This window comes from Knoellia sp. B-D-2, assembly GCF_057714695.1.
Genome location: NZ_CM173189.1, coordinates 3,291,060 through 3,311,123 on the forward strand (window position 1 = coordinate 3,291,060; position 20,064 = coordinate 3,311,123).

Genomic DNA, 20,064 nt, shown 5'->3' on the forward strand with positions numbered 1-20,064 from the left:
CACACACCGGGTCGCGCGTCTAGGACCCCGTCGACTCGGCGGGGTCCTTGCGCGCTCCCAGCCCGAGCACGATCGCGGAGGCGAGCACGACGAGTCCCATGCCGAGGAGCTGCCAGCCGTGCAGCCGCTGGCCGAGGATGAGCAGGCCGGCGACCGCGGCCACGGCCGGTTCGAGGCTGAGCAGGATGCCGAACACGCGCGCGGTCATCCGGCGCAGCGCGACGAGCTCGAGCGAGTAGGGCAGGACCGAGGACAGGACGGCGATGCCGAGCCCCTTGGCGACGAGGCCGCCGTCCCACTCCGGGACCGAGGCGAGCCCGAACGGAAGGGTGACGACGGTGGCGACGACCATGGCGATCGCGAGCCCCTCGAGCTTGTCGAACTCGGCTCCGGTGCGCCCGCTGAGGATGATGTATGCCGCCCAGCACGTCCCGGCGGTCGCCGCCAGTCCCAGCCCGGTCCAGTCCAGGTCGGCGAACGGCACGGACAGGGCCTCGGAGATGAGGACCACGCCGACGGCCGCGGCGAGGACGGCGAGGAGGTCGACCGCCCGTCGTGACAGGGCCGCCGCGAGGAGCAGCGGCCCGAGGAACTCGATGGTCACGGCCACGCCGATCGGCAGGTGCGCGAGGGAGCCGTAGAACGTGAAGTTCATCAGGCCGAGGGCGAGCCCGAACGCGATGACGGTACGCCAGGCGGCCCTCGAGTGGCCGCGCCACCGCGGCCGCACGACGGCGACGAGGATGACGGTCGCGAAGAGCAGGCGCATGACGACCGAGCCACCGGCCCCGATCTCCGGGATGAGGGTGGCCGCGAGCGCCCCACCGAACTGCACCGAGACGATCCCCGCGAGGACGAGGACCGGAGCGGGGACGGTGCTGAGGCGGGACACCTCGTCAGGCTAGGTCGGGCAGGTCACCAGCCCCGGTCGCGCCACTCCGTGAGATGCGGCCGTTCGGCGCCGAGCACGGTGTCGCCGCCGTGGCCCGGGTAGACCCAGGTGGCGTCGTCGTAGACGTCGAAGACCCGGTCGCTGACGTCGGCGATGAGGCTCTCGAAGCTCTGGCCCGGGTTCTTGGTGTTGCCGACACCGCCGGGGAAGAGCGAGTCGCCGGTGAAGAGGTGCGTGTGCCCGGCCGGGTCGTCGTAGGCGAGCGCGACCGACCCGGGCGTGTGACCGCGCAGGTGGACGACGTCGAGCCGGCACCCGCCGACCGTGACGACGTCGCCCTGCGCGAGCCGGACGTCCGGGCGCACCGGCAGGGCGTCGGCGTCGTCGGCTCCGGCGTACGTCCGCGGGTGGAACGCGTCGACCAGCTCGGCCAGCGCCCGCACGTGGTCCCAGTGCTGGTGGGTGGTGACGAGGTGCTCGAGGCTGCCGGTGCCCTCGCGGACCAGCGCCGTGAGCCGCGCCACGTCGTCGGCGGCGTCGACGAGCAGCTGCTCGCCGGACTCGCGGCAGGTGAGGAGGTAGGCGTTGTTCGACATCTCCGACACGGCGATCTTGCGGATGACGAGGTGCTCGAGGGTGCGGACCTGGGTCGGTCCGCCCGGCTCGACGTCCCCGGTGTAGTCGGTCATCACAGGCCCCTCATCAGGGCCGGCAGGGCGTCGGCGTGCACGCCGGACGGGTCCTGGCGCGCCAGCCAGGTGAGCACTCCGGCGCGCGACCCGGTGACGGCGGCGTCACCCTCGCCGAGCGACCAGACGTCGCCCTCGTCGGTGCGGATCCTCAGCGAGGGCGCCACCTCGGTGCCGCGCTGCCTCTTGAGCTCGTTCTCGATGAAGAGGACCTGGAGGTCGGCCTCGACGTCGTCGAAGTCGAAACCGAGGTCGAGGTCGACGTGGTGGTAGACCACCTCGCGCAGCCGCATGAACGGGAGCATGCCGCCGCGGAACGTCGGCCCGCCGGGGGTGCGCTCGAGCACGACGTCGCGGTGCTCGGGCGTGAGGCGTCGCAGCTGCGGCGCGAGGGCGGCAGCGGTCTCCTCGACATCGGCGACGACGACGTGGCGGTTCCGGCCGACACCGGCGTCGATGTCCTCGTCGCGAGCCTCGGGGGAGTCGTACATCGTCTCGCCCGTGCCGTCGACGGCCGCCCCGACCAGCCGGACCAGGGCCTCGGCGTTGCGGGCGAGGTGGTTGAGCACGTGGTCCCGGCCCCATCCCTCGCACAGGCTGGGGGCCGCGAGGTCGTCGCAGGCGCGGGCATCGGAGACGAGGCGGGCGGTGTGCTCGTCGATGGCGGCAAGGAGGTCGGTCACGAGCCTCAGGCTACGCGCGCGACCCACAGCGTGCCGGTCCCGCGGGCATCCGTCGTGACCACCCAGAGCTCGTCCCCGACGACGACGGACGAGACCGGCGTGCCCGCCGGGCCGGCAGAGGTCGACCACTTGTCCCCGTGTCGCCGGAGCACGGTGCTGCCCGACCCGGACGGGACGACGACGAGGTCGTCCTCACCGACCCGGACCGGTGCCAGGACGGCCGCGTTCTCGGTCACCGTGACGTCGGGTATGCCGTCCGCTCGCCTCGCGCGCCCGTCGACCACCTCCCAGGCGGCCGGGTGCGATCCCTGCCGGCCCACGACGAGGCACCGCAGCGGCGTGCACGTCGCGGCGTGGGCCTCGGTGAGCCCGTCACCGGCGGGGCGCGGGAGGTCGGTGCGGGTCCACGGGCCCTGCCCGCCGGGTGCGGTCCAGACGGCGGCGTCGACCGTGACCGAGCCGGGGGCGAGCCGCGTCACCGACCCCGAGAGGAGCACGCCGTCCCCGTGCGCGGTGATCGCCCGCGCCGCCACGAGGGACTCGGGGCTGCTGGCCAGGGGCGTCCCCGTGGAGGGCTGCCGGGACCAGCGCTCCCCCCTCCGGGTCCACACGGCGATGTCGAGACCGGTCCGCTCGCTCTGCCAGGCGCCGAGGATCACGGGCGACCCACCGGCATACGCCACGCCGGCGAGGTCGCCGGCGCCGTAGCTGCCGAACACCCCGAACGGCTGCTCGAGCTCGACGACGGCGTCGGTGTCGCCGGACCACGTCGACCAGCGGTAGTTGCCGTGCGCGCCGCCCCGGGCCCCGCCGACGGCCTCGACCGCGCCGGACCGGGTGGCGACCTGGAACCAGCGCGCCTCGAAGGCGTAGGGGGACCGGGGCGTCAGCGGCACCTCGGTGAAGGACCCGTCGCGCGCACGGAGCAGACGGGGACGAGGGCGCTCGGGCGCGATGGCCCCCACGAGGACGCCGTCCCCGGTGCCCGCCAGGGTGACGGGCGCGAGGCCGTCGGGGAGGGCGAGCGTCTCCCAGCGTGGGGGCGTCGACCCGGTGGTGCACGCCCCAGCGAGCAGGACCGACCCCACGACGAGGGCGAGGGCCGGCGAACGCGGTCGCATGTCGTCACTGTAGAGGCGGCCCACGGTCGTCGTCGGGGGCTGTCGGTGGCGGCACCTAGCATGGTGGACGTGACTTCTGCTGCCTCTGCATCGCCCACCCGTCGCTCGGGGAGCGCCACCCACGACCGCCTCGTCGTGCGGGGCGCGCGCGAGCACAACCTCAAGGACGTCTCGGTCGACCTGCCCCGGGACTCCCTCATCGTCTTCACCGGGCTGTCGGGGTCGGGCAAGTCGTCACTGGCGTTCGACACGATCTTCGCCGAGGGCCAGCGCCGCTACGTCGAGTCCCTGTCCGCCTACGCGCGGCAGTTCCTCGGCCAGATGGACAAGCCTGACGTCGACTTCATCGAGGGCCTGTCCCCGGCGGTGTCGATCGACCAGAAGTCGACCAACCGCAACCCGCGCTCGACCGTCGGCACGATCACCGAGGTCTACGACTACCTCCGCCTGCTCTTCGCCCGGGCCGGGCGCCCGCACTGCCCCACCTGCGGCGAGCCGATCACCCGGCAGAGCCCCCAGCAGATCGTCGACCGGCTGCTCGAGCTCCCCGAGCGCACCCGCTTCCAGGTGCTCGCCCCCGTCGTGCGCGCCCGCAAGGGCGAGTTCGTCGACCTCTTCGCCGAGCTGCAGTCCAAGGGCTTCGCCCGGGCCCGGGTCGACGGCGAGGTCGTCTCCCTCAGTGAGCCGCCGACCCTCGAGAAGCAGATCAAGCACACGATCGACGTCGTCGTCGACCGGCTCGTCTCCAAGGGCGGCGACGCCTCCTCGAAGCGACGGCTCACCGACTCCGTCGAGACCGCCCTGGGCCTCGCCGGAGGCGTCGTCGTCATCGAGTTCGTCGACCCCGGTGAGGGCAAGGGCCCGGACGGGTCCGACCTCCCCAAGGAGCGGCGCTTCTCCGAGCGGATGGCCTGTCCCAACGACCACCCGCTGACGATGGACGAGGTCGAGCCGCGCTCGTTCTCGTTCAACAGCCCCTTCGGGGCGTGCCCGGTCTGCACGGGCATCGGCACCGAGCTCGAGGTCGACCCTGAGCTCATCGTGCCCAACGACGACCTCAGCCTGGCCGAGGGCGCCATCGCCCCGTGGGCCTCCGGCAGTGGCGCGTCCGAGTACTTCCAGCGGGTGCTCGGCGCGCTCGCCGAGGAGATGAAGTTCAGCATCGACGCCCCGTGGCGCTCCCTGCCCGAGCGGGCGAAGGAGTCCCTGCTCACCGGTCGCAACCACAAGGTCCACGTCAAGTACCGCAACCGCTTCGGCCGTGAGCGCTCCTACACGACCGGCTTCGAGGGGGCCATCCCGTTCGTCAAGCGTCGCCACGCCGAGACCGACTCCGACTGGAGCCGGGAGCGCTACGAGGGCTACATGCGCGAGGTGCCGTGCCCGTCGTGCCGCGGCAGCCGGCTCAAGCCCGAGTCGCTCGCCGTCACCATTGGCGGGCGCAGCATCGCCGACGTCTGCGCGCTGCCCATCTCCGACTCGGCCAGCTTCCTGGAGGAGGTCGACTTCACCGTCCGGGAGCGGCAGATCGCCGAGCGGGTCATCAAGGAGATCAACGCCCGGCTCGGCTTCCTCCTCGACGTCGGCCTCGACTACCTCAGCCTCGACCGGCCCGCCGGCACCCTCTCCGGTGGCGAGGCCCAGCGCATCCGACTGGCCACCCAGATCGGCTCCGGCCTCGTCGGCGTCCTCTACGTCCTCGACGAGCCGAGCATCGGGCTGCACCAGCGCGACAACCACCGGCTCATCGAGACCCTGACCCGGCTGCGCGACCTCGGCAACACGCTCATCGTCGTCGAGCACGACGAGGACACGATCGCCACGGCCGACTGGGTCGTCGACATCGGCCCGGGAGCCGGCGAGCACGGGGGCGTGGTGGTCCACTCGGGCACCGTCGCCGACCTCCTCACCCACCCGACGTCGATCACGGGCAAGTACCTCTCGGGCCGCGCGGAGATCCCCGTCCCCGAGTCGCGCCGCCCCCAGGACCCTGACCGCCAGGTCACCGTCATCGGCGCGCGCGAGCACAACCTCCACGAGGTGAGCGCGAGCTTCCCGCTCGGCAACCTCGTCGCCGTCACCGGGGTCTCCGGGTCGGGCAAGTCGACCCTCGTCAACGACATCCTCTACAACGTCCTCGCCAACAAGCTCAACGGTGCGAGGCACGTCCCCGGGCGCCACAAGTCGGTGCAGGGGCTGGAGCACCTCGACAAGGTGGTCCATGTCGACCAGAGCCCGATCGGGCGCACCCCCCGCTCCAACCCGGCCACCTACACCGGGGTCTTCGACGCGATCCGGAAGCTGTTCGCGACGACGACCGAGGCCAAGATCCGCGGCTACCAGCCGGGGCGGTTCTCCTTCAACGTCAAGGGTGGCCGCTGCGACGCGTGCTCCGGTGATGGCACCATCAAGATCGAGATGAACTTCCTGCCGGACGTCTACGTCCCGTGCGAGGTGTGCCACGGCGCCCGCTACAACCGCGAGACCCTCGAGGTGCACTTCAAGGGCAAGACCATCGCCGACGTGCTCGACATGCCGATCGAGGAGGCCGCGGACTTCTTCGCGGCGGTGCCCGGCATCGCCCGGCACATGACAACGCTCAACGAGGTCGGCCTCGGTTACGTCCGGCTCGGCCAGCCGGCGCCCACGCTCTCCGGCGGCGAGGCGCAGCGCGTCAAGCTCGCCTCCGAGCTGCAGAAGCGGTCGACCGGACGCACCATCTACGTCCTCGACGAGCCGACGACCGGCCTGCACTTCGAGGACATCCGCAAGCTCCTCGGCGTCCTCCAGGGCCTCGTCGACAAGGGCAACACTGTCATCGTCATCGAGCACAACCTCGACGTCATCAAGAGCGCCGACTACGTCGTCGACCTCGGCCCCGAGGGTGGCAACAAGGGCGGCAGCGTCGTCGCGACCGGCACCCCCGAGGAGGTCGCCGCCCACCCCGACAGCCACACGGGGCGCTTCCTCGCGCCGGTCCTGGCGAAGACGGCCCGGACGACGACCCGGGCCACGGCCTCTGGACGGTCGGGCCCCGCGGCTGCGGTGGCCACGGCCGCCACGGCGCGCAAGGCGTCGACCACGGCCCCGGTGACGAAGGCCGCGGCGAAGAAGACCCCGGCGAAGAAGACCCCGGCGAAGAAGGCCCCCGCGAAGAGGGCCGCGACGAAGCGGACTGCTGCCGCCCGGACCGCGGCCCCGTCCTCGACGACCGCCTCGACGGCCCCGAAGCGGACGCCGCGCAAGAGCGCCTGAGCCGACCGGTCGGCACACCGGCTGGACGAACGGTCGAGCCGCACGAAGAGGGCCCCGCACCGGGATGGTGCGGGGCCCTCGTCGTGCCTGCGTGCTCAGGCCCACGCTGCGCGTAGGCCCCGCTCGCTAGGCCCACGCTGCGCGTGGGACCCGCTCGCTAATCCTCGCCTAGGTAGGCCTTGCGGACGTCGTCGCTCGCGAGGAGCTCGGGGCCGCTGCCCGACAGGACGATCTTGCCGACCTCGAGGACATAGCCCTTCGTGGCCCGCTTGAGCGCCGCCTGGGCGTTCTGCTCGACGAGCAGGATCGTCGTGCCCTGCTCCTGCAGCGTCGTCACCGTGGACATGACCGTCTTCATCATCAGCGGCGACAGGCCCATCGACGGCTCGTCGAGCATGAGCAGCTTGGGGCGGCTCATCATCGCCCGACCCATGGCGAGCATCTGCTGCTCGCCACCGGAGAACGTGCCGGCCGCTTGCGCCTTGCGCTCACCGAGGATCGGGAACAGCTCGTAGGCCGCCTGCAGGTCCTTGCGCACGTCGCCGTCTCGTCGGGCGAAGGCCCCGAGCAGGAGGTTCTGCTCGACCGAGAGGCGAGGGAAGATCCGTCGGCCCTCGGGGGAGTGGGCCAGCCCGAGGGTGACGATCTCGTGGGCCGGGGTGTCGTCGATCCGCTTGCCCTGGAAGCGGATCGCGCCGCTGAGCGGACGGAGCAGACCGGAGATCGTGCGCAGGGTCGTCGTCTTGCCGGCACCGTTGGTGCCGATGAGCGTGACGACCTCGCCCTCGTCGACCGAGAAGCTGATGCCCTTGACGGCCTTGATCTTGCCGTACGCGACCACGAGGTCCTTGACCTCGAGCATGGGGCTCACAGCGTCTCCTTCGTCGTGGCGGGACCCTCGTCCTCGTCGTCGTCGTCCCCGCCACCGATGTAGGCCTCGATGACGCGGGGGTCGGACTGGACCTCACCCGGAGTGCCCTCGACGAGGACCTCACCGCGGACGAGGCAGAGGACCCGGTCGCAGAGGTTGAAGATGAACCGCATGTCGTGCTCGATGACGACGACCGCCAGCCCGCTGTCGCGGATCCGGAAGATCAGGTCGCTCGCCTGCTTGGTCTCCTGCGGGTTCATGCCGGCCGTCGGCTCGTCCAGGAGGATGAGCTTGGGGTCGGTGGCCAGGGCCCGAGCGATCTCGAGCCGGCGCTGGTCGCCGTAGGGCATGTTGCGCGCGAGGCTCTCCGCCGAGCCGCCGAGCCCGACGAAGTCGAGGAGCTCCTGGGCGCGCGCCCGGGTCGCCTCCTCCTCCCGGCGGAACTTCGGCCCGCGCAGGATCGAGGTGAGCGCCATCGAGCTGGTGCGGCAGTAGCGGCCCACCATGACGTTCTCGAGGGCGGTCATGTTCGCGAAGAGGCGGATGTTCTGGAAGGTGCGGGCCATGCCCGCGATGACGACGGCGCGCGGCTTGGGCGGCAGGACGTCGCCGCTCAGCGTGACCTGGCCCTCGGTCGGCTTGTAGAGACCGGTGAGGCAGTTGAAGAACGTCGTCTTGCCGGCACCGTTGGGGCCGATGAGACCGACGATCTCGCCCTCGTTGACGGTCATGTCGACGTCCTTGACGGCGGTGAGGCCGCCGAAGCGCATCGTCACGCCACGGGCCTCGAGGATCGGCTTGCCGACCGCCGTGGGCACGCGGGCGGGGGGAGTGTCGGTGACGGTCATGCCTTGACCTCCGTTTCCTCGAGATGGACCGCTTCGATGCGTTGGGCGAGTGCCTCGTCGTCCTCGTGGAACTCGAGCTTGCGCCGGTGGCTCGCGATGAGACCCTCGGGACGGATGCGCATCATGAGGACGAGCACGAGCCCGAAGATGAGCAGGCGGTAGTCGGCGATGAACCGGAGCTTCTCGGGGAGGAGCTTGAGGATCGTCGCGCCGACGAGCACGCCGGCGACGGTGCCCATGCCGCCGAGGACGATCGCGGCGAGGAGGAACGCGGACTCGAGGAAGATGTACTGGTCCGGTGAGACCGAGACGTCGTGGTGCGCCTTGACCGTGCCCGCCATGCCGGCGAGGAACGCGCCGCCCGCGAAGGCGAACAGCTTGAGGCCGAAGACGTTGACGCCCATGGCCTCGGCCGCCTTCTCGTCCTCGCGGATCGCGACCCAGCCTCGGCCGATGCGGCTGTTGTTGAGGCGGGTGAAGACGAGGATGATGATCGCCGCGATGACGAGCAGCAGGAAGTAGTAGTTCGCGAAACGGCCGAGGGTGATCCCGGCGATGTCGTGTGGCTGCCCGAAGTCGAACGACCCGATGGCGAGGTCCGGAATCGCCGGGACGCCGTTGGGTCCGTTGGTGAGGTCCGGGCCGTTGTTGCCGTCGAGGTTGCCCATCGTGAACCGGAAGATCTCACCGAACGCCAGCGTCACGATGGCCAGGTAGTCACCGGAGACTCGCAGCGTCGGCGAGCCGATGATGAGTCCGAGCAGGGCCGAGAACGAAGCCCCGACAAGGACGACGACGATGAACGGCGGCTTCCAGTCGATGGTCGCGAACGCCGAGGCCGAGAGCACCGCACCCACGTAGGCGCCAGCACCGAGGAAGGCGATGTAGCCGAGGTCGAGCAGGCCGGCGAGACCGACGACGATGTTGAGGCCGAGGGCCGTCGCGGCGAAGATCAGCACCTGGGTGGCGATCGACATGTTCTCGTCGGACCCGCCCTGGGTGAAGGGGAAGAGGAACGCCACGGCGAAGGCCCCGAGCATGAGGACCTGACGGTTCTTCTGGGCGATCAGGCCGACCCAGGTGAACGCACCCGCCCGGGTGAGCGCGAGGGCCACGACCGCGATGAAGAGGAGGAACAGGATGAAGACGCCCCCGTCCTCGATGCCGAGGGCGTAGGCCGCACCGAAGAGGAGCCCGGCCATGAGGACGATGATCGAGCTGATCTCGAGCCACGATGACGTCTTGGCGAAGAGCGGGTCGCGGTGCTGGCGAGAGAGCAGCATGAGGCCCGAGGCCGCGAGGAGCAGTGCCCCGAGGAGGGAGACCCAGCCGCCGGGGTTGATGTTGACGAGGCCGCCGGACTGGTAGGCGATGAGCCCGAGGGTGAGGAGCATGTAGGCCACGGCGCCGAGCCCGAGGACCCGGACGGCCGCTGCCGTGTCCAGCCACTCGCCCAAGCGGTGCAGCGGCCCCCGGTGCGCGAGCAGGAAGAGGAGGGCGGCGACCCCGAGGGCGATCATGCAGATCTGCACGCCGCCCGGGTAGAGGTCGACCGAGAGGTCGCCGAGGACGTCGTCGGTGTAGCTCCACGAGAGGAACGTGCCTCCGACGAGGAGGGCGATGCCCGCGAGGCCGAGGGGCCACGCAGCCGGGGAACCGCGGCCGGGGAACCGCTCGAGGAGCGGCGTCCTGACGCCGTCGTCGTCGTCGTGCTCGTGGGCGAGGTCTGCGGTCGAGGTGCTCATGCGCGGTCCACCACCCGGGCACCGAGGAGGCCCTGGGGCCTGAACACGAGAACGAGAATGAGGAGCACGAACGCCCACACGTCCTTCCATGCCGACCCGCCGAACTGGCCGGGAATGAACTGGGTGGCCATCGACTCGGCGATGCCGAGGGTGAGCCCGCCGACGACGGCGCCCTGGATGTTGCCGATCCCCCCGAGCACGGCGGCTGTGAAGGCCTTGAGACCGGCGAGGAAGCCCATCCGGAAGTCGATGTTGGAGTTGAGCAGGCCCTGGGCGACGCCGGCGACGGCCGCGAGGGCGGCACCGACCGCGAAGGCGATGACGATGATCCGGTTGACGTTGATCCCCATGAGCTGGGCCGTGTCCGGGTCCTGCGAGACGGCCTGCATGCCCTGCCCCAGCCGCGTGCGGTTGACGAAGTACCACAGCAGGGCTGCCGACAGGACGAGCGCGCCGACGGTGAAGACGGCGGCCCGCTGGATGGTCAGACCGCCGATGGAGAGGGCCGAGCCGGTGACGACGTCGATCTCGGGGAAGACGAGCTTGCTCTTGGCGCCCGGGTAGAACAGACGCACGGCCTCCTGGAGGAACACCGAGATGCCGATGGCGGTGATGAGGGGAGCCAGCCGGGGCGCGCCTCGCAGCGGGCGGTACGCGATCCGCTCCATGACGACCGCGGTGAGGACCGAGACGAACACGGCGCCGAGGACCATGACCGGGAGCACCCAGAGACCGGTCTGCCCCTTGAAGAGCACCGTCCACGTGGCCAGGGCACCGAAGGCACCGATCATGAACACCTCGCCGTGGGCGAAGTTGATGAGCTGGACGATGCCGTAGACGACGGTGTAGCCGACGGCGATCAGCGCGTACAGCGACCCGATGGTCAAGCCGTTCACGATCTGTTGCAGGAAATCGGTCATCGCAGAACCGGCACCTCTCTGTGTGTGGTCGCTCGCACATTCAAGCAGGGGCGGGTTGGTCCCCGCCCCTGCTCGAATGAACTACTGCGTGTCTGACTCGGTCAGCTGACGTTCTCGGACTTCACACTGACCCACTTGCCACCCTCGACCTTGTAGCCGGTGATGACCTTGACCAGAGTGTCGCCGAACTCGTCGAAGGACACCTTGCCGGTGACACCGTCGAACGAGACCTTGCCGACCGCGTCGACCGTAGCCTGGCGGGCGCTCTTGGCGTCCTTGGCGTCCTTGAGGGACACCTTGAGCGCCTCGATGATGGCGTTCGCCGCGTCGTACGAGTAGCCGCCGTAGGCCGCTGCCGGCTCGGCGTACTTGGCTGCCTCGTAGTCGGCGAGGAACTTCTTGCCGGCCTCGCTGTTCTCGGTCGGCTCACCGACGGAGGTGGCGAGGTCGGCGTTGGAGGTGGAACCCGCGAGCTCGATGAACTTCGGGTCGAAGATGCCGTCGCCACCCATGAGCGGGACGTTGAGGCCACCGGCCTTCATCTGCTTGGAGAGCGGTCCACCCTGCGGGTACTCGCCGCCGTAGAACACGGCGCCCGGCTTGGACGGGGCGACCTTGGAGACGACCGGGGCGTAGTTGGACTCGTCCGGGTTGATCGTCTCGGCGGCCACGACGGTTCCGCCGGCGGCCTTGTAGGCGTCGGTGAAGTACTTGACGAGGCCCTGGCCGTAGGTCTTCTTGTCGTGGATCGTCGCGACCGTCTTGATGCCCTGCTCGATGAGGAACTTGGCTGCGAAGCCACCCTGTGCGATGTCCGTCGTGCAGGTGCGGAAGTACGTCTTGTAGGGCCGTGCCGGTGCGTTGGCGTCGGCGCCGCGGGTCAGCCCGGGGCCGGTGTTGGCGGGTGAGATCTGGGTGATGTTGGCGGCAGCGAAGACCGGCTGGGTCTGCTGGCTGACGCTCGAGTTGAGGTTGCCGACGACGCCGATGACCTCGTCGTCGGACGCCAGCTTGGTGGCGCCGTTCTTGCCGACCTCGGCCTTGCCCTCGTCGTCGACGGCCTCGACCTCGAGGGTCCAGCCCGCGATCGCCTTGGAGTCGTTGGCCTGCTTGACGGCCAGCTCGACGGAGTGCTGGATGCCCTTACCGAGTGCGGAAAGGTCACCCGACAGGGGCGCGATGACGCCGATCTTGGCGACCTTGGCGTCGCCGCCGGTTGTACTGCCGGTGTCCTCGTTCTCACCGCGGGTGCCACACCCGGCAAGTGCGAGTGAGGCCACCAACAGCGAGGCGCCGACGGTCATGACGGAACGCTGAGCCACGTTTCCTCCTGAAACTTCTTCTCCCGCGGCGTGATGCCGAGGAGCTCGCGACGGGTGTGCGAGCACCCGAAATATAGCCACGGCGAGGCCACCCGGTGCCCGTGTTGCGCATTTGTGTGCCGAGTCGTTACCAAGGTCGTTGACGGGCCGTTCACAGGTTGACGACGGCATACTGGCAGCGCTGGACGACGCACGACCCCGCCCCACCCCCGTACGACGAAGGTGAGCACGATGAGCGACTCCCCGGAGACCCGAGCCACGACCCGTCCCGACTCCGTCACCGCCCTGTCCTGCTGCGGTCGCCGCGACGCGCTCCGCGCCGTCGGCGCGGTCGCCGTGGTCGGCGCCGGGCTCACCGCCTGCGGCACCGACGCGGAGAAGGTCGTCGACGCGGCCGCCTCGTCGGCGTCGAGCGCCGCGTCGGGTGCGGCCGGCGCGGTCAAGGACCTCGCCAAGAAGGCGGACATCCCCGTCGGCGGCGGCACGATCATCGACTCGGCCAAGGTCGTCATCACCCAGCCGACCGAGGGCGAGTACAAGGCGTTCTCCGCCGTGTGCACGCACCAGGGCTGCACCGTGAGCAGCGTCGAGGGCGGCGCGATCAACTGCGCGTGCCACGGCAGCCAGTTCGACCTCGCGACCGGGGCCGTGAAGAAGGGCCCGGCGACGCGAGGTCTGCCGACGAAGTCGGTCACCGTGGGCGCCGACGGCATCAGCGTCACCTGAGCACCCGCTGAGCCTGTCGCCCGCCCCGCATAGGGTTGTGGGCGTGGCTCATCCGTCGACGTACCGCCCCCGCCCGGGGGAGATCCCGACCGATCCCGGGGTCTACCGGTTCCGCGACAAGGACGGCCGCGTCATCTACGTGGGCAAGGCCAAGTCGCTGCGCCCGCGCCTGTCGTCCTACTTCCAGGACGTCGGTGCGCTGCACCCCCGGACCGCGTCGATGGTGCTCGCCGGCGCCAGCGTCGAGTGGACCACCGTCACCACCGAGGTCGAGGCCCTCCAGCTCGAGTACTCCTGGATCAAGGAGTTCGACCCGCGGTTCAACGTCAAGTACCGCGACGACAAGTCCTACCCCTACCTCGCCGTGACCATGGGGGAGGACTACCCCCGCGCCCAGGTCCTGCGGGGCGCCAAGCGAAAGGGAACCCGCTACTTCGGCCCCTACGCGCACGCGTGGGCCATCCGCGAGACCCTCGACCAGGCCCTGCGTGTCTTCCCCATCCGCACCTGCTCCGCCGGCGTCTTCAAGCGCGCCACCCAGGTCGGCCGGCCCTGCCTCCTCGGCTACATCGACAAGTGCTCGGCCCCGTGTGTCGACCGGGTCGACGCCGCTACGCACCGCGCGATCGCCGAGGACTTCTGCGACTTCATGGCCGGCGAGAGCTCGAAGTTCGTCAAGCGGCTCGAGCGTCAGATGCGGGCCGCCTCCGACGAGCTCGACTTCGAGCGGGCCGCACGGCTCCGCGACGACATCGGCGCCCTCCAGCGAGTGCTGGAGAAGTCGGCCGTCGTCTTCGGTGACGGCACCGACGCCGACGTGTTCGCCCTCGCCGACGACGAGCTGGAGGTCGCCGTCCAGGTCTTCCACGTCCGGGGCGGGCGCATCCGGGGGCAGCGGGGCTGGGTGGCCGAGAAGGAGTTCGAGACCGTGCCCGAGGTCGTCGGCCACCTCCTGCAGCAGCTCTACGGCGGCGAGGAGGGCGAGTCGGTGCCGCGCGAGGTCCTCGTGCCGGTGCTCCCGGACGACGCCGACTCGCTCGCCGAGTGGCTGTCGAGGCGTCGGGGGAGCCGGGTCGACCTGCGCGTGCCGCGCCGTGGGGACAAGCGCACGCTGATGGAGACCGTCGGGCGCAACGCCACCCAGAGCCTGGCCCGGCACAAGGTCGCCCGCGCCGGCGACCTCACCAACCGGTCGCAGGCCCTCCAGCAGCTCCACGCGCTCCTCGAGCTCGACGAGTCGCCGCTGCGGATCGAGTGCTTCGACATCAGCCACGTCCAGGGCACCCAGGTCGTCGGGTCCATGGTGGTCTTCGAGGACGGTCTTCCGCGCAAGGGCGAGTACCGGCGGTTCATCGTGCGCGGACACCAGGACGCGGACGGCGCGGCTGCATCCATCGACGACACCGCCGCGATGCACGAGGTGCTCACCCGTCGCTTCCGCCGCTACCTCAAGGACCGCGACGAGCCGCAGGTGCGGGACGAGGAGACCGGGCGCCCGACCCGGTTCGCCTACCCCCCGCAGCTCGTCGTCGTCGACGGCGGGCTGCCCCAGGTCAACGCGGCGGCGCGCGCGATCGAGGACCTCGGCATCGTCGACGTCGCCGTGGTCGGGCTGGCCAAGCGGCTCGAGGAGGTCTGGGTGCCCGGGCAGGACTTCCCGGTCGTCCTGCCCCGGACCAGCGAGGGCCTGTACCTGCTGCAGCGGCTGCGCGACGAGGCCCACCGGTTCGCCATCACCTTCCACCGCCAGCGGCGCAGCAAGGCGATGACGAACTCCGCCCTGGACGGCATACCGGGTCTGGGGGACGTCAAGCGCAAGGCGCTGCTGCGTCACTTCGGCTCCGTGAAGCGGATCCGCGCCGCGAGCCTCGAGGAGCTGGGCGAGGTCCCCGGGATCGGCTCCGCGCTGGCGCTGACCATCGAACGCGAGTTGACTGGGGCACCCGTGGAGCCCACGGTGAACCTGATGACCGGTGAGATCGTCGACGACGCACAGAAGGACAACGATGACTGAGGGCGCCAACGCCGTTCCGCAGGTTCACAGCCAGGGGGCGGACTTCGTCATCGTCACCGGCATGAGCGGAGCCGGGCGCACCACGACGGCCAACGTCATGGAGGACCAGGGCTGGTACGTCGTCGACAACCTGCCGCCCCAGTTGCTCCCCGCCATGGCCGAGCTCGGCACCAAGGCCCGTGGCGAGGGGCAGGAGATCAAGATCGCCGCCGTCGTCGACGTGCGCAGCAAGACCTTCTTCACCGAGTTCGAGCCGGCGGTGCAGATGCTCCGGGACGCGGGGTGGACGCCGCAGCTCGTCTTCCTCGACGCCACCGACGAGGCTCTCGTCCGGCGGTTCGAGTCCGTGCGCCGACCGCACCCGCTCCAGGGCGCGGGGAGGCTGCTCGACGGCATCCAGAGCGAGCGGGAGATCCTGCGTGACCTGCGCTCCCGGGCCCAGATCGTCGTGGACACCTCCGGGCTCAACGTGCACCAGCTCGGCCGCAAGATCGCGCCGATGTTCGGGGTCGAGGGCGGGCCGTCGCTCCGGTTGGCGCTGCTGTCGTTCGGGTTCAAGTACGGCGTGCCGCTCGACGCGGACTTCGTCTTCGACATGCGCTTCCTGCCCAACCCGTTCTGGGTGCCGGAGCTGCGCTCGCTGGACGGCCGCGACGCCGCGGTGTCCGCGTTCGTCCTCGGGCAGGACGGCGCCGGCGAGTTCCTCGACCGGGTCGCCGGCGTCATGGAGCCGGTCACCCGGGGCTACCACTCCGAGGGGCGCCGCTACGCGACCCTCGCCATCGGCTGCACCGGGGGCAAGCACCGCTCGGTCGCCGTCGCGGAGGCCTTGGCCGAGCGGCTCCAGTCGGACCGGATCGACACCTTCCTCGTCCACCGCGACCTGGGACGCGAGTGAGCGGGCCGGTCGTCGCCGCGCTGGGGGGCGGGCACGGGCTGTCCGCGTCGCTCGCGGCGCTCCGGTTCGTGACCGACGAGATCACCGCGATCGTCACGGTGGCGGACAACGGCGGGTCCTCGGGGCGGCTGCGCGGCGAGTTCGGGGTGCTGCCGCCGGGTGACCTGCGGATGGCCCTGGCCGCGCTCTGCGAGGAGACCGAATGGGGGCACACGTGGCGTGACGTCCTCCAGCACCGCTTCCAGGGCACCGGGCCGCTCGGCGGTCACGCCCTGGGCAACCTGCTCATCGTCGCGCTCTGGGAGCTGCACGACGATCCGGTCGCGGGGCTCGAGCTCGTCGGGCGGCTCCTCAACGCACGTGGCCGGGTCCTCCCGATGGCCGCGGTGCCGCTCGACATCGAGGCGGACGTCCTGGGTGCGGACCCGGGGCGCCCCGAGGAGCGCACCGTGGTGCGCGGCCAGGCGCAGCTCGCCCGCACCAAGGGTCGGGTGGACGCGCTGCGGCTCCTGCCAGAAAGCCCACCGGCGTACCCGGAGTCGGTCGCGGCGATCCGTGCGGCCGACTGGGTCGTGCTCGGGCCGGGGTCCTGGTACACGTCGGTCATGCCGCACCTGCTCGTCCCCGACCTCGCCGAGGCGCTCACCGTCACCCGCGCCCGGCGCCTCCTCGTGCTCAACCTCGAGATGGTGACCACGGAGACCGCCGGGTTCAGCGCCATCCACCACCTCGAGTCCTTCGCGCGCTACGCGCCGGGCGTGCGGCTCGACGCGGTCCTGGCCGACCCGAGCGTCGTCGACGACCACGCCGCGCTCGCCGGTGCCTGTCGGGCCCTCGGGGCGACGCTGCACGTCCACCCGGTCGCGATGTCGGCGTCCCCGACCTTGCACGACCGGCTCCGGCTGGCCGCGGCCCTGCAGGACGTCCTTGCCTCCGGACGACGGTCCTGATGGCGCGTGGCAGGATGACCGGCATGGCAATGACGGCGAAGGTGAAGGACGAGCTCAGCCGCCACGAGGTGACGAAACCCTGCTGCCGCAAGGCGGAAGTGGCGTCCACACTGAGGTTCGCCGGGGGGCTGCACATCATCGGGGGACGGATCGTCGTCGAGGCCGAGCTCGACACCGCCAACGCTGCGCGGCGCCTCCGACGCGAGATCCACGAGCTCTACGGGCAGACGGCGGAGGTGCTGGTGCTCGCGGCGGGTGGGCTGCGCAAGGGCAGCCGCTACGTCGTGCGTGTCGTCCAGGACGGCGAGTCGCTCGCCCGTCAGACGGGGCTCATCGACGGACGGGGCCGCCCAGTCCGGGGGCTGCCCCCGAAGGTCGTCTCCGGGTCGGTCTGTGACGCGGAGGCCGCGTGGCGTGGGGCGTTCCTCGCCCACGGCTCCCTGACCGAGCCCGGCCGCTCGTCCGCGCTCGAGCTCACCTGCCCCGGCCCGGAGGCGGCCCTCGCCCTCGTGGGCGCCGCCCGCCGGCTCGGGATCCAGGCCAAGGCACGTGAGGTCCGCGGGGTCGACCGGGTCGTCATCCGCGACGGGGACGCGATCGGTGCGATGCTCACGCGCCTCGGCGCCCACGATGCGGTGATGGCGTGGGAGGAGCGGCGGATGCGTCGCGAGGTGCGGGCCACGGCGAACCGTCTGGCCAACTTCGACGACGCCAACCTGCGCCGCTCGGCCCGTGCGGCCGTGGCCGCCGGCTCGCGCGTCGGACGGGCCCTGGAGATCCTCGGGGACGAGATCCCCGACCACCTGCGCGAGGCCGGTCAGCTGCGGCTCCAGCACAAGCAGGCCTCGCTCGAGGAGCTCGGCCAGCTGGCCCAGCCGGCGATGACCAAGGATGCGGTCGCCGGTCGGATCCGCCGGCTGCTCGCCATGGCCGACAAGCGCGCAGAGGACCTCGGCATCGCCGGGACGGACGCCAACCTCACCCCGGACATGCTCGACTCCTGAGTCACCCCGGCCCGGGCGACCCGGGCCCCTCGGCGCGAAGGCGCGAAGGCGTGGACGTGTGTATCAGGGGGCGGCCCGGGTACTCCTCATGCGGTGACGGCCCCACCCGCGGGGCCCCGGAGTCCGGAGGCGTCATGAACACCAGACCGTGGAGAACCACCGCACCGGGGGCGTCCTCGGCGGCCGTGAAGGGGATCCAGTACCTCCTGCGCGCGCACGGCCGCCCCGTCGTCGCGGACGGGTCGTACGGACCGGCGACCACCGCCGCGGTGACGGCCTTCCAGAAGACGGCAGGTCTCGCGGCCGACGGGGTCGTGGGACCTCGCACCTGGCCCGCGCTCGTCATCCCGACTCGCGCGGGTTCCTCCGGCGACGCCGTCCGGGCCGTCCAGCAGTTCGGGCTCGTCCCGTCGCCCGGCCTCGAGCCGCTCGACGTCGACGGGTCCTACGGTCCGGAGACGAGGGCCCGGGTGGAGGAGGTTCAGCGGCAGTGGGGGCTCGGTCTCGACGGTGTCGCCGGCCCGGAGACGTGGTCCTTCCTCAGCACGCAGAGCCCGGGTCCGCGTCCGTGGCCCCTCGTGCGGCAGGGGGCGGTGCAGGCCACGAACTGGCGGGTGCTCGGCGCCCAGCACCTGCTGCGCGCCAAGGGCGCCGGCATCGTCGCCGACGGCAGCTTCGGACCGGCGAGCGGCGTGGCCGTCCGGGCGTTCCAGCAGACCCTGCGCACGACCGACCTCGGCACGACCCTCGGCCAGCTCGACTGGACCGCGCTCGTCACGACGGTCCGCTCCGGTGACCACGGCGAGGCGGTCCGGGCCCTCCAGACCCTCGTGCCGGGTGGCCTCGTCGTCGACGGGTCGTTCGGCCCCCTCACCGACGCGGCCGTCCGGGAGTTCCAGTCGATGTTCGTGCCACCCTCCGACGGCGTCGTCGGCCCGCGCACCTGGCACGCCCTCACCCAGCCGCTCTTCGACTGACGCCGGCGCTCGGGGCAGGCCGCTACCGGCCCGTAGGGCGGACCGCTCTGGGGCAGCCCCACCGGACGGCACTAGGCTTGGCCACGTACCCGGGTGACGTGGCGCGGCCACGCACCTCTCCCTCCGCGGAAGGCAGACTCCTCGTGACTGTGCGTGTTGGTATCAATGGCTTTGGCCGCATCGGCCGCAACTTCTACCGCGCCGTGATCGCGTCCGGCGCCGACATCGAGATCGTGGCCGTCAACGACCTCACCGACAACGCCACCCTGGCCCACCTGCTCAAGTACGACTCGATTCTCGGGCGCTTCGACGGTGACGTCACATCGACCGACACCGACATCACCGCGAACGGCAAGACGTTCAAGGCCTTCGCCGAGCGCGACCCCGCCAACCTCAAGTGGGGCGAGCTCGGCGCCGACGTCGTCATCGAGTCGACCGGCTTCTTCACCGACGCCACCAAGGCCAAGGTCCACGTCGACAACGGCGCCAAGAAGGTCATCATCTCGGCGCCCGCCAAGAACGAGGACGTCACCATCGTCATGGGCGTCAACGACGGCGACTACGACGCGGCGACGCACACGATCATCTCCAACGCCTCGTGCACGACGAACTGCCTCGCGCCGATGGCCAAGGTCCTCAACGACGAGTTCGGCATCGTCAAGGGCCTCATGACGACCATCCACGCCTACACCGGTGACCAGAACCTCCACGACGGCCCCCACAAGGACCTCCGTCGCGCGCGCTCCGCCGCGCTCAACATCGTCCCCACGACGACCGGCGCGGCCAAGGCCGTCGCCCTCGTGCTGCCCGAGCTCAAGGGCAAGCTCGACGGCTACGCGCTGCGCGTCCCGGTCGCGACCGGCTCCGCCACGGACCTCACCTTCGAGGCCGGCCGCGAGACCACCGTCGCGGAGGTCAACGCCGCGGTCAAGGCCGCCGCGGAGGGCCCCCTCAAGGGCATCCTCGTCTACACCGAGGACGAGATCGTCTCCAAGGACATCGAGACCGACCCGGCCTCGTGCATCTTCGACGCCGGCCTCACCAAGGTCATCGGCAACCAGGTCAAGGTCGTCGGCTGGTACGACAACGAGTGGGGCTACTCCAACCGCCTCGCCGACCTCGTGCTCCTCGTCGGCACCTCCCTCTGAG

At 71.0% G+C, this 20,064-nt stretch carries 17 protein-coding genes; 8 read left to right on the forward strand and 9 right to left on the reverse strand.

Features of this window, described 5'->3' with window-relative positions; genetic code table 11:
* Positions 1–19: 19 nt before the first annotated feature.
* Genes AC3EU2_RS15580 through AC3EU2_RS15595 form a run of 4 tightly spaced genes read right to left on the reverse strand, consistent with a single transcriptional unit; the run spans position 20 to position 3,385 of the window.
* Positions 20–892 carry an EamA family transporter gene (locus tag AC3EU2_RS15580; protein ID WP_488177194.1) on the reverse strand — a complete coding sequence of 291 codons (873 nt, stop codon included), beginning with the start codon at positions 890–892 and terminating at the stop codon, positions 20–22.
* Positions 893–915: 23 nt separating this feature from the next.
* Positions 916–1,581, reverse strand: coding sequence for an MBL fold metallo-hydrolase (locus AC3EU2_RS15585; RefSeq protein WP_488177195.1), 666 nt, complete (start codon positions 1,579–1,581; stop codon positions 916–918).
* A complete protein-coding gene (locus AC3EU2_RS15590; RefSeq protein ID WP_488177196.1) occupies positions 1,581–2,264 on the reverse strand; it encodes a maleylpyruvate isomerase family mycothiol-dependent enzyme in 684 nt (227 codons plus the stop codon). The genes AC3EU2_RS15585 and AC3EU2_RS15590 overlap by 1 nt, the downstream gene beginning before the upstream one ends.
* A 5-nt stretch (positions 2,265–2,269) precedes the next feature.
* Positions 2,270–3,385 carry a hypothetical protein gene (locus AC3EU2_RS15595; RefSeq protein WP_488177197.1) on the reverse strand — a complete coding sequence of 372 codons (1,116 nt, stop codon included), beginning with the start codon at positions 3,383–3,385 and terminating at the stop codon, positions 2,270–2,272.
* A gap of 60 nt (positions 3,386–3,445) precedes the next feature.
* On the opposite strand from AC3EU2_RS15595, the gene uvrA reads away from it, so the two are divergent.
* Positions 3,446–6,640 carry an excinuclease ABC subunit UvrA gene (gene uvrA, locus AC3EU2_RS15600; protein ID WP_488177198.1) on the forward strand — a complete coding sequence of 1,065 codons (3,195 nt, stop codon included), beginning with the start codon at positions 3,446–3,448 and terminating at the stop codon, positions 6,638–6,640.
* Between the two features lie 157 nt (positions 6,641–6,797).
* Here the strand turns inward: uvrA and AC3EU2_RS15605 are convergent, their stop codons facing one another.
* The 5 genes from AC3EU2_RS15605 to AC3EU2_RS15625 all read right to left on the reverse strand — a co-directional run bounded on the left by AC3EU2_RS15605 (position 6,798) and on the right by AC3EU2_RS15625 (position 12,346).
* Entirely contained in the window at positions 6,798–7,502 is a 705-nt protein-coding gene (locus AC3EU2_RS15605) for an ABC transporter ATP-binding protein (protein WP_488179503.1), read from the reverse strand.
* Positions 7,503–7,507: 5 nt separating this feature from the next.
* The gene (locus tag AC3EU2_RS15610; RefSeq protein ID WP_488177199.1) at positions 7,508–8,359 is read right to left on the reverse strand and encodes an ABC transporter ATP-binding protein; all 852 of its coding nucleotides are present in this window, start codon (positions 8,357–8,359) and stop codon (positions 7,508–7,510) included.
* Positions 8,356–10,104 (reverse strand): branched-chain amino acid ABC transporter permease, encoded by a 1,749-nt coding sequence (locus AC3EU2_RS15615; RefSeq protein ID WP_488177200.1) that lies wholly within the window; start codon positions 10,102–10,104, stop codon positions 8,356–8,358. The genes AC3EU2_RS15610 and AC3EU2_RS15615 overlap by 4 nt, the downstream gene beginning before the upstream one ends.
* Complete coding sequence (locus AC3EU2_RS15620) at positions 10,101–11,000, reverse strand: branched-chain amino acid ABC transporter permease (RefSeq protein ID WP_488177201.1); 900 nt, start codon at positions 10,998–11,000, stop codon at positions 10,101–10,103. The genes AC3EU2_RS15615 and AC3EU2_RS15620 overlap by 4 nt, the downstream gene beginning before the upstream one ends.
* A gap of 125 nt (positions 11,001–11,125) precedes the next feature.
* Positions 11,126–12,346, reverse strand: a complete 1,221-nt coding sequence (locus tag AC3EU2_RS15625; RefSeq protein ID WP_488177202.1) for a branched-chain amino acid ABC transporter substrate-binding protein — start codon at positions 12,344–12,346, stop codon at positions 11,126–11,128.
* A gap of 231 nt (positions 12,347–12,577) precedes the next feature.
* On the opposite strand from AC3EU2_RS15625, the gene AC3EU2_RS15630 reads away from it, so the two are divergent.
* The 7 genes from AC3EU2_RS15630 (at position 12,578) to gap (ending at position 20,063) form a co-directional block, all read left to right on the forward strand.
* On the forward strand, positions 12,578–13,072 hold the full coding sequence (locus tag AC3EU2_RS15630) for a Rieske (2Fe-2S) protein (protein WP_488177203.1): 495 nt from the start codon (positions 12,578–12,580) through the stop codon (positions 13,070–13,072).
* Between the two features lie 43 nt (positions 13,073–13,115).
* Positions 13,116–15,086, forward strand: coding sequence for an excinuclease ABC subunit UvrC (gene uvrC / locus AC3EU2_RS15635; protein ID WP_488177204.1), 1,971 nt, complete (start codon positions 13,116–13,118; stop codon positions 15,084–15,086).
* Complete coding sequence (gene rapZ / locus AC3EU2_RS15640; protein WP_488177205.1) at positions 15,079–15,984, forward strand: RNase adapter RapZ; 906 nt, start codon at positions 15,079–15,081, stop codon at positions 15,982–15,984. The genes uvrC and rapZ overlap by 8 nt, the downstream gene beginning before the upstream one ends.
* Positions 15,981–16,934, forward strand: a complete 954-nt coding sequence (locus tag AC3EU2_RS15645) for a gluconeogenesis factor YvcK family protein (protein WP_488177206.1) — start codon at positions 15,981–15,983, stop codon at positions 16,932–16,934. The genes rapZ and AC3EU2_RS15645 overlap by 4 nt, the downstream gene beginning before the upstream one ends.
* Positions 16,935–16,957: 23 nt before the next feature.
* Positions 16,958–17,938, forward strand: a complete 981-nt coding sequence (whiA, locus tag AC3EU2_RS15650) for a DNA-binding protein WhiA (protein ID WP_035932344.1) — start codon at positions 16,958–16,960, stop codon at positions 17,936–17,938.
* Positions 17,939–18,072: 134 nt separating this feature from the next.
* Entirely contained in the window at positions 18,073–18,915 is an 843-nt protein-coding gene (locus AC3EU2_RS15655; protein WP_488177207.1) for a peptidoglycan-binding domain-containing protein, read from the forward strand.
* 143 nt (positions 18,916–19,058) lie between these two features.
* Entirely contained in the window at positions 19,059–20,063 is a 1,005-nt protein-coding gene (gap, locus tag AC3EU2_RS15660; RefSeq protein WP_488177208.1) for a type I glyceraldehyde-3-phosphate dehydrogenase, read from the forward strand.
* The last annotated feature ends 1 nt before the right edge of the window (position 20,064 follow it).